General features: G+C 71.8%; 11 protein-coding genes. 4 read left to right on the forward strand and 7 right to left on the reverse strand.

All coding sequences use genetic code 11. The annotated features are described in order from the left end of the window. Positions 1 to 31 precede the first annotated feature (31 nt). Together ACZBH1_RS01055 and ACZBH1_RS01060 are read right to left on the reverse strand one after the other, a co-directional pair. Positions 32 to 1,090 carry a hemolysin family protein gene (locus ACZBH1_RS01055; protein ID WP_336398523.1) on the reverse strand — a complete coding sequence of 353 codons (1,059 nt, stop codon included), beginning with the start codon at positions 1,088 to 1,090 and terminating at the stop codon, positions 32 to 34. Next, positions 1,087 to 2,418 carry a hemolysin family protein gene (locus ACZBH1_RS01060; RefSeq protein ID WP_463646637.1) on the reverse strand — a complete coding sequence of 444 codons (1,332 nt, stop codon included), beginning with the start codon at positions 2,416 to 2,418 and terminating at the stop codon, positions 1,087 to 1,089. Before ACZBH1_RS01060 ends, ACZBH1_RS01055 begins: the two co-directional genes overlap by 4 nt. Before the next feature lie 222 nt (positions 2,419 to 2,640). On the opposite strand from ACZBH1_RS01060, the gene ACZBH1_RS01065 reads away from it, so the two are divergent. Further along, the gene (locus tag ACZBH1_RS01065) at positions 2,641 to 3,741 is read left to right on the forward strand and encodes a YihY/virulence factor BrkB family protein (RefSeq protein ID WP_463645228.1); all 1,101 of its coding nucleotides are present in this window, start codon (positions 2,641 to 2,643) and stop codon (positions 3,739 to 3,741) included. A gap of 40 nt (positions 3,742 to 3,781) precedes the next feature. On the opposite strand, the gene guaB1 is transcribed toward ACZBH1_RS01065, so the two are convergent. Beyond that, positions 3,782 to 5,239 carry a GMP reductase gene (gene guaB1 / locus ACZBH1_RS01070; protein WP_336398521.1) on the reverse strand — a complete coding sequence of 486 codons (1,458 nt, stop codon included), beginning with the start codon at positions 5,237 to 5,239 and terminating at the stop codon, positions 3,782 to 3,784. Between the two features lie 177 nt (positions 5,240 to 5,416). On the opposite strand from guaB1, the gene ACZBH1_RS01075 reads away from it, so the two are divergent. Beyond that, a complete protein-coding gene (locus tag ACZBH1_RS01075; protein ID WP_463645229.1) occupies positions 5,417 to 9,193 on the forward strand; it encodes a multifunctional oxoglutarate decarboxylase/oxoglutarate dehydrogenase thiamine pyrophosphate-binding subunit/dihydrolipoyllysine-residue succinyltransferase subunit in 3,777 nt (1,258 codons plus the stop codon). A 66-nt stretch (positions 9,194 to 9,259) separates the two neighbouring features. Here the strand turns inward: ACZBH1_RS01075 and ACZBH1_RS01080 are convergent, their stop codons facing one another. Then, positions 9,260 to 10,810: a glycerol-3-phosphate dehydrogenase/oxidase gene (locus tag ACZBH1_RS01080; protein WP_463645230.1), complete on the reverse strand. Its 1,551-nt coding sequence runs from the start codon at positions 10,808 to 10,810 to the stop codon at positions 9,260 to 9,262. After that, complete coding sequence (locus ACZBH1_RS01085; protein WP_378882628.1) at positions 10,807 to 11,388, reverse strand: TetR/AcrR family transcriptional regulator; 582 nt, start codon at positions 11,386 to 11,388, stop codon at positions 10,807 to 10,809. Before ACZBH1_RS01085 ends, ACZBH1_RS01080 begins: the two co-directional genes overlap by 4 nt. A gap of 34 nt (positions 11,389 to 11,422) precedes the next feature. Here ACZBH1_RS01085 and ACZBH1_RS01090 point away from each other — a divergent pair, with 34 nt between their 5' ends. Both ACZBH1_RS01090 and ACZBH1_RS01095 read left to right on the forward strand, forming a co-directional pair. Further along, positions 11,423 to 13,078, forward strand: coding sequence for an FAD-binding oxidoreductase (locus ACZBH1_RS01090; RefSeq protein ID WP_463645231.1), 1,656 nt, complete (start codon positions 11,423 to 11,425; stop codon positions 13,076 to 13,078). Continuing rightward, complete coding sequence (locus ACZBH1_RS01095; protein WP_463645233.1) at positions 13,075 to 13,986, forward strand: diacylglycerol kinase; 912 nt, start codon at positions 13,075 to 13,077, stop codon at positions 13,984 to 13,986. Before ACZBH1_RS01090 ends, ACZBH1_RS01095 begins: the two co-directional genes overlap by 4 nt. 34 nt (positions 13,987 to 14,020) lie before the next feature. Here ACZBH1_RS01095 and ACZBH1_RS01100 read toward each other — a convergent pair whose 3' ends face one another. Continuing rightward, the gene (locus ACZBH1_RS01100) at positions 14,021 to 14,263 is read right to left on the reverse strand and encodes a zf-HC2 domain-containing protein (protein ID WP_194397840.1); all 243 of its coding nucleotides are present in this window, start codon (positions 14,261 to 14,263) and stop codon (positions 14,021 to 14,023) included. Continuing rightward, positions 14,260 to 14,967, reverse strand: coding sequence for a sigma-70 family RNA polymerase sigma factor (locus ACZBH1_RS01105; RefSeq protein ID WP_378882618.1), 708 nt, complete (start codon positions 14,965 to 14,967; stop codon positions 14,260 to 14,262). The genes ACZBH1_RS01100 and ACZBH1_RS01105 overlap by 4 nt, the downstream gene beginning before the upstream one ends. Between the last annotated feature and the right edge of the window lie 34 nt (positions 14,968 to 15,001).

Raw genomic sequence — 15,001 nt, forward strand, 5'->3', positions numbered from 1 at the left:
AGCCCCGGGATACCCGGGGCTCCGCCGCGCGTCAGAAGCCGCGACGACGGGTCGCGTCCTGCACCTCGCCGATGAGCTCTTCGATGATGTCCTCCAGGAAGAGCACCGCCGTGGTCTCGCCGGCCTCGTTGCGCACCTGCGCCAGATGGCGGCCGGCCCGGCGCATGACGGCGAGGGCGTCCTCCAGGTCGGTGGTCTCGAGCACGGGCACCATGTGGTGGACGCGACGGGTCGTGATGGGGCGCGCGACGTCGGTGGCGGCATCCGGCCCCTCCGCCGCCCGCAGGATGTCCTTCAGGTGCACGTAGCCCAGCGGCGCACCCTCGTCGTCGACGATCACGTAGCGCGAGAAGCCGTGCTTGGCCACGGCGCGCTCGATCTCGTCGGGCGTCGTCCGCTCGGGGAGCGTCACGAGCTGCGACAGCGGCACCGCCACCTCGGCGGCCTTCTTGTCGGTGAACTCGACGGCGGCGGCGACCGTTCCGGCCGCGTCGTCCAGCACGCCCTCGATGCGCGACTGATTGACGATCGTCGCGACCTCCTCGAGCGTGAACGTCGAGGCGGCCTCATCCTTCGGCTCGACGCGGAACAGCCGCACGATGTGGTTCGCGATCCAGTTCAGGGTCACGATCACCGGGTGGAAGAGCTTGGACACCCACACGAGCGGCGTGGCGAGCATGAGCACGGCGCGGTCGGGCACCGAGAACGCGAGGTTCTTCGGCACCATCTCGCCGAACACGACGTGCAGGTACGACACCAGCAGCAGGGCGATCGCGAACGCGACGCCGTCGACGACGGCCTCCGACCAGCCGGTGAGCCCGAGCGGCTCGGCGAGCAGGTGGTGGATGGCGGGCTCGGACACGTTCAGGATCAGCAGCGAGCAGATCGTGATGCCCAGCTGGCTGGTCGCGAGCATCAGCGTCGCGTGCTCCATCGCGTACAGCGCGGTCTTGGCCGAGCGGGACCCCTTCTCTGCCAACGGCTCGATCTGCGAGCGGCGGGCGGAGATGACGGCGAACTCGGCGCCGACGAAGAAGGCGTTGGCGATGAGCAGCACCACGAGCCATGCGATTCCGGCCCAGTCGTTCATCGACGCTCACCCCCTTCCGTCGCCGCCGCCGCGTGCGGCATCGGCGTCGGGACGAACCGCACCCGCTCCACGCGGCGTCCGGCCATGCGCTGCACCTCGAGGGTGCCGTCCTCGATCTCGACGGTGTCGCCGACGGCGGGGATGCGCTCGAGGACGCTCATGATGTAGCCGCCCACGGTGTCGTAGACGTCGCCCTCGGGGATGCGGATGCCGGTGCGATCGCGCACCTCGTCGGGGCGCAGCTCGCCGGGGAACACCACGGTGTCATCGACGCGGACGATGCCCGCGCGGCGCCGGTCGTGCTCGTCGAGCACCTCGCCGACGATCTCCTCGACCAGGTCCTCCAGCGTCACCACGCCCGCGGTGCCGCCGTACTCGTCGACCACGACGGCCATCTGGTAGCCGCGAGCGCGCAGCTCGGCGACGAGGACGTCGAGGTGCACCGCCTCGGGGAACCGCAGCGGCTCGGTCGCCAGCGCGGCGGCGGGCACGTCCGCGCGGCGCTCCCGCGGCACGCCGACGGCGGCCTTGAGGTGCACGATGCCGGTGATGTCGTCCATCGACTCGCCGTAGACGGGGAAGCGGCTGTGCCCGGTGCGGCGCGCGAGCTGGATGACGTCCTCCGCGGAGTCGTCCGCGGCCAGCGCATGGATGCTCGGGCGGGGCGTCATGACGTCGGCCGCGCTCAGGCGCGCGAAGGTGAGGCTGCGGTCGAGCAGCGACGCGGTGTCCTCCTCCAGCACGCCGGCGCTGGCGGAGCGGCGCACGAGGCTCGACAGCTCCTCGGCCGTCCGCGCGCCCGAGAGCTCCTCCTTGGGCTCGACGCCCATCGCCCGCAGCACGCCGTTCGCGCTGCCGTTGAGCACGACGATCGCCGGGCGGAACACCGTCGTGAACCCCACCTGGAAGGGCATGACCAGCTTCGCGGTCTGCCTCGGGATCGCAAGGGCGAAGTTCTTGGGGACCAGCTCGCCGATGATCATCGAGAACACGGTCGCGATCGAGACGCCGATGACCGCGGCGAGGGGCCGCGACACGCCCCCGGGGATGCCCCACGCGTCGAAGACCGGAGCGAGCAGGTTCGAGATCGCCGGCTCCATCGTGTAGCCGGTGAGCAGCGTGGTCAGCGTGATGCCCAGCTGCGCACTGGACAGATGCGTCGACGTGATGCGCAGCGCGCCGATGGTCATCGAGAGCCGCGACTCGCCGGCCGCCTGACGGGCCTCGAGGTCGGCGCGGTCGAGGTTCACCAGCGCGAACTCGCTCGCGACGAACAGTCCGGTGCCGATGGTGAGCAGGAGCCCCACGCCCAGCATGACGTAATCCATCACGCGCACCCCCTGTTCGGCCAGGAGTCAGGCCGGTGCATCCGGGAGTCGGGTCGGTGGGGCGATCGTCTGCAACTGGGGGGGTCGTCCATCGTGCCGCCAAGTCTACGACAGGGGTCCGGGCGCGGCCGCGGATCGCTCACGACGAAGGGGCCCTGCGGTCGGCGGGCGCCGGTGTCAACCCCCTCCGCGACCGGGGGCGGGACTGCGCAGGCTGTGGGGATGACCGACACGAGCGCCGACCGGCAGACGGACCCCCGCAACGCTCCGTCACCCGAGCACCCCGACAAGCCCGACACGCCCCGCGAGATCGAGAAGCGCTCCTGGAAGTACGTCTTCGTCAAGACGGCCAGGGAGTTCTCGGCCGACGAGTGCACCGACATCGCCGCCGCGCTGACGTTCTACTCGGTCCTGGCGATCTTCCCCGGGCTCGTCGCCGTCTTCTCGGTCTTCGGGCTCCTCGCCGGCAGCGGTGAGGCGACCGGCGCGATCATCGGCGTGGTCGAGAGCGTGTCGCCCGAGGCGGCCGACGCGCTGCGCGGCCCGCTCGAGCAGGCGGCCGAGTCCCCCGCCGCCGGATGGGGCCTCGTGCTCGGCCTCCTGCTGGCGATCTGGTCGGCATCGGGCTACGTCGGGGCGTTCAGCCGCGCGATGAACCGGATCTACGAGATCCCGGAGGGCCGGCCCTTCTGGAAGCTGAAGCCGGCCCAGCTGCTGGTCACGGTCATCGGGGTGGCGCTCATCGTGGTCGCGCTCGTGATCCTCGTCGTCTCCGGCCCCGTGGCCGATGCGGTGGGCTCGGCGCTGGGCCTCGGCGAGGTGGCCACCACGGTGTGGTCGATCGTGAAGTGGCCGGTGCTCGCACTCATCGTCGTGCTCATGGTGGCGATCCTCTACTACGCGACGCCCAACGCGAAGCAGCCGAAGTTCCGCTGGATCAGCATGGGGTCGCTGCTGGCGATCCTCACCCTCGTGCTGGCGTCGGTGGCGTTCGGCATCTACGTGGGGAACTTCTCAAACTACGACCGCACGTACGGCTCGCTCGCGGGGGTGATCGTCTTCCTGCTGTGGCTGTGGATCGCCAACATCGCGCTGCTGTTCGGAGCCGAGTTCGATGCCGAGCTCGAACGCGGGCGCCAGCTGCAGGCCGGGATCGAGGCGGAGGAGGACATCCAGCTGCCGCCCCGCGACACCCGCAAGAGCGACAAGGCCGCGCAGAAGGAGAAGAAGGACGTCGAGGAGGGCAGGCGCATCCGCCTGCAGCACGCGGACGAAGACGACGACGAGCCGGCGCACACCGGCGGGAGCAGCGGCGAACGCTGAGGCCGGGACGGATGCCGCAGGCCGCGGCATCCGTCATCCCTCACCAGCTGACGGGAAGCGCCTTGCCCTCCTCGTACCCCGCCGCCGACTGCAGTCCCACCCGCGCGCGGTCGTGGAACTGCGCCACCGTCGCCGCGCCGGCGTAGGTGAAGGACGACCGCACTCCCGAGGTGATCATGTCGAGCAGGTCCTCCAGGCCCGGGCGCAGCGGGTCCAGGTAGATGCGCGACGACGAGATGCCCTCCGCGAAGAGCTCCTTGCGGGCCAGCTCGTACGGGTCGAGGCGTCCGAAGCGCTCATGCACGGCCTTGGTCGACGCCATGCCCCACGACTCCTTGAAGGCGCGGCCGGCCTCATCGACCTGAAGCTCGCCGGGCGCCTCGATGGTGCCCGCGAACCACGAGCCGATCATGACGGATGCCGCGCCCGCCGCGAGCGCCAGCGCGACGTCGCGGGGGTAGCGCACACCGCCGTCGGCCCACACGTGCGCGCCCAACATGCGGGCGGCCTCGGCCGTCTCGAGGACCGCCGAGAACTGCGGGCGGCCGACGGCGGTCATCATCCGCGTCGTGCACATGGCACCCGGGCCCACCCCGACCTTCAGGATCGTGGCGCCGGCGGTCACGAGGTCGTGGACGCCCTCGGCGGTGACGATGTTCCCCGCCGCGATCGGCAGGCCGAGGTCGAGGTCGGCGACGGTGCGCAGCGCCTGCAGCATCCCCTCCTGATGGCCGTGGGCGGTGTCGAGCACGAGGACGTCGACGCCGGCGCCGGCCAGGGCTCGCGCCTTGGCCGCGACGTCTCCGTTGATGCCGACCGCTGCAGCGACGATCAGGCGGCCGGAGGCGTCCACGGCCGGGCGGTAGAGCGTCGAGCGCAGGGCGCTGCGGCGCGACAGCGTGCCGACGAGGTGTCCGTGGTGCAGGACCGCCACCAGCTCGGCGTCCGCGGCGACGATCACGTCGAACGCGTGGCGGGCGCTCTCGATGTCATCGGCGTCGACGGACGCGGCGCGCCCGCGCGCGAGGTCGCCGAGACGCGCATCGGGCAGCGCGGTGCCCAGGCGCGCCGCCGGCACGATGCCGAGGACGTCGTCGGCGTCGATCCGGCCGGCCGCGACCTCTGCCACCACGATGCCGTGCCCGTCGGTGGGCGGGAGCAGCCGCGCGGCGTCGGCGACGGTCGCGTCCGGCGGGAGGACCAGCGGCGTGTCCCAGGTGACGGGCTGCGCCTTGACCCAGCGGATCGCGGCGTCCAGCTCCTGCAGCGGCATGTCCTGCGGGAGCACGCCGAGTCCGCCCCGCCGCGCGAGCGTGGCGGCCAGGCGCGCACCGGTGACGGAGTTCATGTTGGACGAGACGAGCGGGATCGTCGCGGTCGTCCCGTCGTGGGGTGCGAGGTCGACGTCGAGCCTGCTGGCGACGGCGGACCGGCGCGGGACGAGGAAGACGTCGGAATAGGTCAGGTCGACGTCGGGGGCTTCGCCGTAGAACTCCATGACCGCCAAGGGTAGTGACACTTCCTGTGCGGGTAATCGTTCGGATTCTTTCGGCTTCCGCACGGGCGGGGACCGGGACCGCCCCCGCGGACTGGGCTAGGCTTAACCCCACGCGTGCGCCGGCTCTGAGCCCCACGCGTATCCCAGAACTTCACCGATGAAAGCAGGCGATTCAGCGTGTCGAGCCAGGTGACGGGCGTCGGGGTTTCGAACGAGGGTGAGTTCGGAGCCAACGAGTGGCTCGTCGAGGAGCTGTACGAACAGTTCAAGATCGACCGGAACTCCGTCGACAAGGCATGGTGGCCCGTTCTCGAGGCCTACCACCCCGCCGACGGCGCGGCACCGACGGCCCCCGCTGCGGCGCCGGCCGCACCCGCGCAGGCCACGGCGGCCACGGCACCCGCGGCCGCTGCTGCTCCGGCGCCCGCGGCACCGGCGCCTGCCGCCGCTCCCGCGGCGGCGCAGCCGGCGGCGGAGCCCCGCCCGGTGACGGCGCCCATCCCCGTCATCGGCAACCAGCCGGTGGCGCGCACGACGGCGAGGCCCGCCGCCCCGCAGCCGATTCCGGCGCAGGCGCCCAAGGCGCAGCCGTCGTCGGCGGACGGCGAGGCCGAGGCCGACGTCGTCACGGCGCTGAAGGGCCTGCCCAAGACGCTTGCGGCGAACATGGACGAGTCGCTCACGGTGCCCACGGCCACCAGCGTGCGCACCGTCCCGGCGAAGCTGATGATCGACAACCGCATCGTCATCAACAACCACATGGCCCGCACGCGCGGCGGCAAGGTGAGCTTCACCCACCTCATCGGCTGGGCGATCATCCAGACGCTCAAGGAGTTCCCGAGCCAGAACGTCTTCTACGCCGAGGTCGACGGCAAGCCCTCCGTGGTGGCGCCGGCGCACATCAACCTCGGCATCGCGATCGACCTCCCCCGTCCCGACGGCAGCCGTGCCCTGCTCGTGCCCAGCATCAAGCGCGCCGAGCAGCTCTCGTTCAACGAGTACCTGACCACGTACGAGGACCTGGTCGGCCGTGCTCGCGGCAACAAGCTGACCGCGGCCGACTTCCAGGGGACGACGATCTCGCTGACCAACCCCGGCGGCATCGGCACGGTCCACTCCGTGCCGCGCCTGATGAAGGGTCAGGGCTGCATCGTGGGCGCCGGCGCCCTCGAGTACCCCGCCGAGTTCCAGGGCGCGAGCGACAAGACGCTCAACGAGCTCGCGATCGGCAAGACGATCACGCTCACGAGCACCTACGACCACCGCGTGATCCAGGGCGCCGGGTCGGGCGAGTTCCTCAAGAAGGTGCACGAGCTGCTCATCGGGCAGCGCGGCTTCTACGAGGACATCTTCTCGGCGCTGCGCATCCCCTATGCGCCGATCCACTGGGCGCCCGACATCAACGTCGACCTCGCCGAGCGCGTCGACAAGCAGGCGCGCGTCCAGGAGCTCATCAACTCCTTCCGCGTGCGCGGTCACCTGATGGCCGACATCGACCCGCTCGAGTACGTCCAGCGCACCCACCCCGACCTCGAGATCGAGAGCCACGGACTGACCTTCTGGGACCTCGACCGCGAGTTCGTCACGGGCGGCTTCGGCGGCAAGCGCCAGATGAAGCTGCGCGACATCCTGGGCGTGCTCCGCGACTCGTACTGCCGCACGATCGGCATCGAGTACATGCACATCCAGGACCCGGTGCAGCGCGCGTGGTTCCAGCAGAACGTCGAGGTCAAGTACCAGAAGCCGGGCCACGACGAGCAGCTGCGCATCCTCGACAAGCTCAACCAGGCCGAGGCGTTCGAGACGTTCCTGCAGACCAAGTACGTCGGGCAGAAGCGCTTCAGCCTCGAGGGCGGCGAGTCGCTGATCCCGCTCCTGGACGAGATCCTCCAGGGCGCCGCCGAGGCGGGCCTGGACGGCGCCGCGATCGGCATGGCCCACCGCGGCCGCCTGAACGTCCTGACCAACATCGCCGGCAAGACCTACGGGCAGGTGTTCCGCGAGTTCGAGGGCTCGGTCGCCATCGGGTCCAAGAGCGGCTCGGGCGACGTGAAGTACCACCTCGGCACCGAGGGCACCTTCGTCGCCGACAACCAGGCGGAGCTCCCCGTCTACCTCGCCGCCAACCCGTCGCACCTCGAGACCGTCGACGGCGTGCTGGAAGGCATCGTGCGGGCCAAGCAGGACCGCAAGCCCATCGGCAGCTTCACCTGGCTCCCGATCCTGGTCCACGGCGATGCGGCCTTCGCCGGCCAGGGCGTCGTGGTCGAGACCCTGCAGATGTCCCAGCTGCGCGCCTACCGCACCGGCGGCACCGTGCACGTCGTGGTGAACAACCAGGTCGGCTTCACCACCACCCCGGTCGACGCCCGCACCTCGGTCTACGCCACCGACGTCGCCAAGACGATCCAGGCGCCGATCTTCCACGTGAACGGCGACGACCCCGAGGGCGTCACCCGGGTCGCGCAGCTGGCCTTCGCCTACCGCGAGCGGTTCCACCGTGATGTCGTCATCGACCTCGTCTGCTACCGCCGCCGCGGTCACAACGAGGGCGACGACCCGTCGATGACGCAGCCGCTCATGACGAACCTCATCGAGGCGAAGCGCTCGGTCCGCCGGCTGTACACCGAGGCCCTCGTCGGCCGCGGCGACATCACCGAGGAGGAGTACGAGAAGGCCAAGCAGGACTTCCAGAGCCGCCTCGAGGTCGCCTTCGCCGAGACGCACGCCGCGGAGACCGGCTCCTCGCCCGTCGTCGTCCCCGATGAGGTCACCGTCGCCGTCGCCGGCGAGCCGGAGACGACCGGGGTCGCGCGCGAGATCGTGAACCTCATCGGCGACACGTTCGTCAACAAGCCGGAGGGCTTCACCGTCCACAACAAGCTCCAGCAGCTGCTCGACAAGCGGCTCGACATGAGCCGCAACGGCTCGATCGACTGGGGCTTCGGCGAGCTGCTGGCCTTCGGGTCGCTCCTGCTGGAGAAGACGAACGTGCGCCTGGCCGGCCAGGACTCCCGCCGCGGCACGTTCGTGCAGCGCCACGCCGTCCTGCACGACCGGGCCAACGGGCAGGAGTGGATCCCGCTCGCCAATCTTTCGGGCGACCAGGGCAAGTTCTACGTCTACGACTCGTTCCTCAGCGAGTACGCGGCGATGGCGTTCGAGTACGGGTACTCCGTGGAGCGCGCCGACTCGCTCGTGCTGTGGGAGGCCCAGTTCGGAGACTTCGCCAACGGGGCGCAGTCGGTGATCGACGAGTTCATCTCCTCGGCCGAGCAGAAGTGGGGCCAGCAGTCGAGCGTCGTGCTGCTGCTCCCCCACGGCTACGAGGGCCAGGGCCCCGACCACTCGTCCGCGCGCATCGAGCGCTACCTCCAGATGTGCGCGCAGGACAACATGACCGTTGCCCGCCCGTCGACCCCGGCCTCGTACTTCCACCTGCTGCGGCGCCAGGCGTACGCGCGCCCGCGTCGTCCGCTGGTCGTGTTCACGCCGAAGGCCATGCTGCGCCTGCGGGGTGCGACGAGCCCGGTCGACGACTTCCTGACCGGCCGCTTCGAGCCCGTGCTGGACGACGAGCGCGGGATCGACAAGTCGGCCGTGAAGCGGGTGCTGCTGCACGCCGGCAAGATCCACTGGGACCTGCGGGCGGAGCTCGAGAAGAACCCCAATCCGGAGATCGCGCTCGTGCGCCTCGAGCAGTTCTACCCCGCTCCCGTCACCGAGCTGAACGCCGTCATCGACTCCTACCCGGACGCCGAGCTGGTGTGGGTGCAGGACGAGCCCGAGAACCAGGGCGCGTGGCCGTTCATCGCGCTGGAGCTGGTGAAGCACCTCGGCGGTCGCACCATCAGCCGCGTCTCCCGCTCGTCCGCCGCCTCGACGGCGACCGGGTCGCCGAAGGTGCACGCCGCCGAGCAGGCGAAGATCATGCAGAAGGCGCTGACGCTCTGAGGCCGGCTGCGCCGACCGGCCCTGGACACGCCCCACTGTGGGAGTCCAGGGCCGGACTGCGTGCCGTCAGAGCGGGTCGACGCCGGCGCGGGCGAACGCGGCGGCTGCGGCATCCGTCGACTCGATCCGGTCAGACGCGACGAGCCCCAGGCGCGTGCGTCGGTCGAGCAGGTCGTCGACGCTCATCGCGCCCTCGACCATGACGCCCCATTGGAGTTCCTGGGCCGTCACCCCGCGCGCCGCGCCGGGGCCGTCCGGGAGCGCGGCCGCATACGGCGCCTCGGCGCCATACCGCCGCACGAGGCGCGCCGGCGCCGCGATCTCCGCCAGCCGATGCCGCGGCCACGCGCCGACGAGAGGGATCGCAGCGGTCCGCGAGGGCCGCGCGGGGAGGGACGGGTCACGCCGGATGACGGCGTCGACGGCGTCCTCGGCCATGCGCCGGTACGTGGTGAGCTTGCCGCCGACGATGCTCAGCATCCCCGTCGCGGACTCGATGATGGCGTGCCGGCGCGAGAGGTCGCTGGTGTCGCCGGGCTCGCCTGCCAGAAGCGGTCGCAGCCCCGCGAACGTCGCGAGGACGTCGGTGCGCTCGAGCGGGTCGGCCAGGACGGTGTTGACCGTGCCGAGGAGCATCTCGATCTCCGCGTCGGTGGCGTGTGCGATCTCGGGAACCGGCCCGTCCACCGGGACGTCGGTGAGACCGATGTAGGTGCGTCCGTGCGGTGCGGGCAGCGTGAACACGAAGCGGCTCGTCGAGCCCGGGATGGGCACCGTGAGCGAGACGTCCGAGCCGCCCAGGCGCTCGGTCGACACCACGAGGTGCGTGCCACGACTGGGCCGCAGGCGCACGTCGGGGTCGAGCCCGCCCGCCCACACGCCGGTCGCGCTCACCACGGCCCGCGCGCGCAGGGTCAGCTCCGTGCCGGTCACGAGGTCGCGGAGGCGGGCGTCGCCGCCGGTCGCCGAGGTCGCCTCGACGCGGGTGAGGACGGATGCGCCGTACCCGGCGGCCGTCCGCGCCACCGCCACGACCAGCCGTGCGTCATCGATGAGCTGGCCGTCCCAGCCGCGCACGCCGCCGCGAAGTCCATCGGCGCGGACCGCGGGTGCCAGTCGCCGCGTCGTCCCCGGCCCGATCGCTCCCGGCCCGGGCAGCAGGGCGCCCGGCGTGCCGACCGTCCGCCGCAGCCCGTTGCCGAGTTCGTAGCCGAGTCCGAGGTAGGCGCCGCGCGCAAGGTGCCCCGGCTCGTGCAGCGGCACCACCTGCGCGAGGGCGCGCGTGAGGTGGGGAGCGGTCCGCGTCATGAGGATGTGCCGCTCCAGCGCGCTCTCGCGCGCGATGCCGATCTGACCGGACGCGAGGTATCTGAGGCCCCCGTGCACGAGCTTCGAGCTCCAGCGGCTGGTGCCGTGGGCGAGGTCACCGCGCTCGACCAGCACCGTGCGAAGCCCTCGGCTCGCGGCATCCAGGGCGATGCCGGCACCGGTGATGCCGCCGCCGATCACCAGGACGTCGATCTCGCGACTCCCGGAGAGCGCGTCGAGCTCCTTCGCGCGGCGCGATGCCGTGAGCGCCGAGGGGGAGGGCGTTCGGCCGAGGATGAGCGGCGTCATCGCGCACCCCGGGGCGAGAGGTAGCCGTGCACCGCGTGCGCGAGCTCGGTGCGCCACGCCTCGTCGGGAAGCCACTCGGCCACCAGCGGCGCCGACTGCACGGCGGACTGCGCGATGAGGAGCACCATCGCAGCCAGCCCATCCGGGTCTCCGTCGCGCACGAACCCGCGGCGCTGCCCGTCGGCGAGGCGCCGCGCGGTCTCGCCGTGGATGGCGCGCTGGCTCGTGCCGAGCCGGTCGAGGATGTAGCGCGCGAACAGCTCGGGATCGGTGTCGCGCAGGCGGTCCACCAGCGGCAGCCGGCGGACGCGGTCGGCGGTCCCGACGAGCAGGGCCACGAGAGCCTCGAGATCATCGGCCTGCTCCTGGCCGCCGGGCTGTGCGGCCAGCAGCTCCCGGGTCACGAGCGCCGCGAACACCGCCTGGGCGTCGGGCCAGTACCGGTAGAGCGTCTGACGGGAGATCCCGCAGCGGCGGGCGATGTCGGATGCCGTCGTCCGCCGGATCCCGTGTTCCAGCACTTCCGCCAGCGCGGCGTCGAGGATCGCGCTCTCGGTGTCGGACACTCCGTCGGCCATGTGACAACCATACAGAATGTGTCATACTGTCGCCATGGCTGCGACGGCGCACACCGACTCCGCGACCCCCGCGAGCCCGATCGCCCGTCCGGCGCCCCGCCCCCGCGGCGACTGGGACGCGTGGGGTTCCGAACCCGCCCGGCTCCCCGCGGCGGCGAAGGCGATCGTGGCGACGCTGCTCCCCGGCAAGGCGCACCCCGTCCCCCGTCGGCAGGTCCCCGAGCTGACCCCGTCCCTCATCTCCGACGCCGACCTCGGCGCGCTCGCGGACGTGGTGGGGGCGCATCACGCGTCGCGCGCCGACGCCGTGCGGCTGCTGCACCTGGGCGGCAAGAGCACACCCGACCTCCTCCACCGCCGGATGGACGGACTGCAGAACGCGCCCGACGCCGTCGTATCCCCCGCCGATCACGACCAGATCGCCGCGGTGCTGAGAGTGGCCGACGACCGCGGCATCGCCGTCGTCCCGTTCGGCGGAGGCACGTCGGTCGTCGGAGGCGTCGAGCCGGAGCGCGGCGAGCACGCCGCCGTCATCGCGCTCGACCTCTCCCGCACCGCCGCCCTCCTCGCTCTCGACGAGGTGTCGCTGCTGGCCTCCTTCGGCGCGGGCACCACGGGTCCGCAGGCGGAGGAGCTGCTCGGTGCCCGCGGCTTCACGCTCGGCCACTTCCCGCAGAGCTTCCCGTACGCCTCGCTCGGCGGGTTCGCGGCGACGCGGTCGAGCGGTCAGGCCTCGCGCGGCTACGGCCGCTTCGACGATCTCGTGCACGCCCTGCGGATCGCGACGCCGGCGGGCGACCTCGACCTGGGCCGCTCTCCGGCGAGCGCCGCCGGTCCCGATCTGCGGGAGCTCTTCCTCGGATCCGAAGGGGCCTTCGGGGTGCTCACCGAGGTCACCGTGCGCATCCGCCCGCTTCCGGGGGCCACGGCGTACCGGGCGTGGTCGTTCCCCGACTTCGCGACGGGGACGGCGGCGCTCCGCGAAGCCACGCAGCGCGGCATCCGACCCACCGTGCTGCGGCTGAGCGATGAGACCGAGACGCGCGTGAACGCGGCGATGGGCGGGCACCTCACCCGGATGCGCGGATGCCTCGCCATCGCCACGTTCGAGGGGGCGACCCTCGAAGAGGCGGAAGCCGCGCGCGATGCGCTGGACACGGTCTTCGCCGCTCACGGTGCGACCTCGCGCGGCGAGGATCCGGCCCGCTCATGGGAGCGCGGGCGCTTCTCCTCCCCCGCGCTGCGCGACACGCTCATGGACACCGGCGTGCTGGCCGAGACGCTCGAGACGGCGACGACGTGGGCGAACCTGCCGGCGCTCAAGCAGGCGGTGACCGATGCCCTGACCGCGAGCCTCACCGCCTCGGGCACCAAGCCGGTCGTGCTGTGCCACATCTCGCACGTGTACCCGGCGGGTGCGTCGCTCTACCTCACCGTCATCGCCGCGCTCGGCGAGGATCCCCAGGCGCAGTGGAAGACGGCGAAGGATGCCGCATCCCGGGCGATCGGCGACGGCAACGGCACCATCACGCACCATCACGCCGTCGGCCGGGACCATCGCCCCTACCTCGCGACGGAGATCGGCCCGCTCGGCGTCGAGCTGCTGCGCGCCGTCAAGGCCGTACTGGACCCCCGCGGCATCATGAACCCGGGCGCGCTCGTCGCCCCGCGCAGCGACACCGGCGCATGAGGGTCGCGCTCCTGGTCAACCCGGCGGCCCGCGCCGGCGCGCACACCGGCGCGACGAGCACCGCCGCCGAGCGCCTCCGCACGCACGGGGTGCAGACGACGGTCCTGAGCGGCGGCAGCGCCGCCGAGTCATCCGCCCTGCTGCGGGCGGCCCTGGACGCCGGCGTCGACGCGGTCGCCGTCGTCGGGGGCGACGGGACCGTCAACCTCGCCATCCAGGAGGTGGCCGGCACCGGCGTCCCGCTCGGCATCGTGCCCTCGGGCACGGGCAACGACTTCGCGGCGATGCTCGGGCTGCGCGAGCTCGACGCGCGGGCGGCCGCCGACGCGATCGCCGGTGGCCTCACGCGGCGGGTGGATCTCGCGCGCGTGACCCGCGGCGACGGATCGACGCAGTACTTCGGGACGGTCCTGGCAAGCGGCTTCGACTCCAAGGTCAACGACCGCGCCAACGCGATGCGCTGGCCCAGAGGCGGCTCGCGCTACGACATCGCGATCCTCGTCGAGTTCCTCACCCTCGCCGGCATCCCGTACGAGGTCGACGTCGAACTCGCCGACGGCACCCGCGAGCAGATCCGCGGCGACCTCGTGATGGCGACCGTCGGCAACGGTCGCACCTACGGCAGCGGCATCCCGATCTGCCCGGACGCCGATCCCGCCGACGGTCTGCTCGACGTCCTGCTGGTGCGGCCCGCCGGACGGCTGCGCCTGCTCCGGCTCCTGCCGCGCGTGTATCGCGGCACGCACACCACGGTGCCCGAGGTCTCGGTACGCCGCGCGAGGTCGGTGCGCCTGTCGTCGCCCGGTGTCACCGCGTACGCGGACGGCGACCCGATCGGCGCTCTTCCGCTGTCGGTGGATGTCGTGCCGGCGGCGCTCACGGTCTTCACGCCCGCACCAGCCTCCTGACCGGACCTCGGGTGAGAACTGCTCGCGCCGTCCGTCAGTGCGCGGCCTGGACCGCCCGCAGCCGGGCCAGCACCTGGTCACGCAGCTCCTCGGGAGCCGTCTCCTTGCAGGCGCGTGCGACCACCTCGGTCAGCGTGCGCGCGACCAGCGCCTCGTCGCGGCATCCCGCGCAGTGCTCCAGGTGCTCGGCGATGTCGCTGTGCTCGGTCTTGCAGACCTCGTTGCGCAGGTACTCCTCGAGGTCGCGCCGCGCCTTCTCGCAGCCGCAGTCGGTCATTTCGTGCTCCTTGTGGCGGCGGTGGTGATGCCGCGCTCTGTTGCGTAGTCGGCCAGCAGCTCACGAAGCATGCGCCTGCCGCGGTGCAGGCGGCTCATGACCGTGCCGATCGGGGTCTTCATGATGTCGGCGATCTCCTGGTAGGCGAAGCCCTCGACGTCTGCGAGGTACACCGCCAGCCGGAAGTCCTCCGGGATGGACTGCAGCGCGTCCTTGACGACCGAGGCCGGCATGCGGTCGATCGCCTCCGCCTCGGCGGAGCGGGTGCTCGTCGCGGTGGTCGACTCGGCGCCGCCGAGCTGCCAGTCCTCGAGCTCGTCGATCGTGCCCTGGTAGGGCTCGCGCTGCTTCTTGCGATAGGTGTTGATGTACGTGTTGGTGAGGATGCGGTAGAGCCACGCCTTGAGGTTGGTGCCCTGGGTGAAGGTCTTCCACGACGCGAACGCCTTGACGAAGGTCTCCTGCACCAGGTCGGCGGCATCCGCGGGGTTGCGTGTCATGCGCATGGCCGCCGCGTACAGCTGGTCCATGAAGGGCAGCGCCTGCTCTTCGAACTGCGCGCGCGGGTCCTGCACCTGGTCGGTCTGACCGGCGTGGTCGATCGAGTCGCTCATCACGCGCCAGTCTACGGTGGCGGGTTGCGGCCCGCCCGAGACGTCGGGTGAGGGTGCCTCGATGTCGAGGCGGTCGAGAGTGGCGAACATCCGGCTCCGCTCGGTGGGTGGACTCACGACGGCT

The organism is Microbacterium sp. ZXT2-5, assembly GCF_055329545.1.

Excerpts from the sequence above, each read along its gene's own strand:
- ACZBH1_RS01055 (WP_336398523.1), bottom strand. The coding sequence starts at position 1,090 with ATGAACGACTGGGCCGGAATCGCATGGCTCGTGGTGCTGCTCATCGCC.
- ACZBH1_RS01060 (WP_463646637.1), bottom strand. The coding sequence starts at position 2,418 with ATGGATTACGTCATGCTGGGCGTGGGGCTCCTGCTCACCATCGGCACC.
- ACZBH1_RS01065 (WP_463645228.1), top strand. The coding sequence starts at position 2,641 with ATGACCGACACGAGCGCCGACCGGCAGACGGACCCCCGCAACGCTCCG.
- guaB1 (WP_336398521.1), bottom strand. The coding sequence starts at position 5,239 with ATGGAGTTCTACGGCGAAGCCCCCGACGTCGACCTGACCTATTCCGAC.
- ACZBH1_RS01080 (WP_463645230.1), bottom strand. The coding sequence starts at position 10,810 with ATGACGCCGCTCATCCTCGGCCGAACGCCCTCCCCCTCGGCGCTCACG.
- ACZBH1_RS01085 (WP_378882628.1), bottom strand. The coding sequence starts at position 11,388 with ATGGCCGACGGAGTGTCCGACACCGAGAGCGCGATCCTCGACGCCGCG.
- ACZBH1_RS01090 (WP_463645231.1), top strand. The coding sequence starts at position 11,423 with ATGGCTGCGACGGCGCACACCGACTCCGCGACCCCCGCGAGCCCGATC.
- ACZBH1_RS01095 (WP_463645233.1), top strand. The coding sequence starts at position 13,075 with ATGAGGGTCGCGCTCCTGGTCAACCCGGCGGCCCGCGCCGGCGCGCAC.
- ACZBH1_RS01100 (WP_194397840.1), bottom strand. The coding sequence starts at position 14,263 with ATGACCGACTGCGGCTGCGAGAAGGCGCGGCGCGACCTCGAGGAGTAC.
- ACZBH1_RS01105 (WP_378882618.1), bottom strand. The coding sequence starts at position 14,967 with ATGTTCGCCACTCTCGACCGCCTCGACATCGAGGCACCCTCACCCGAC.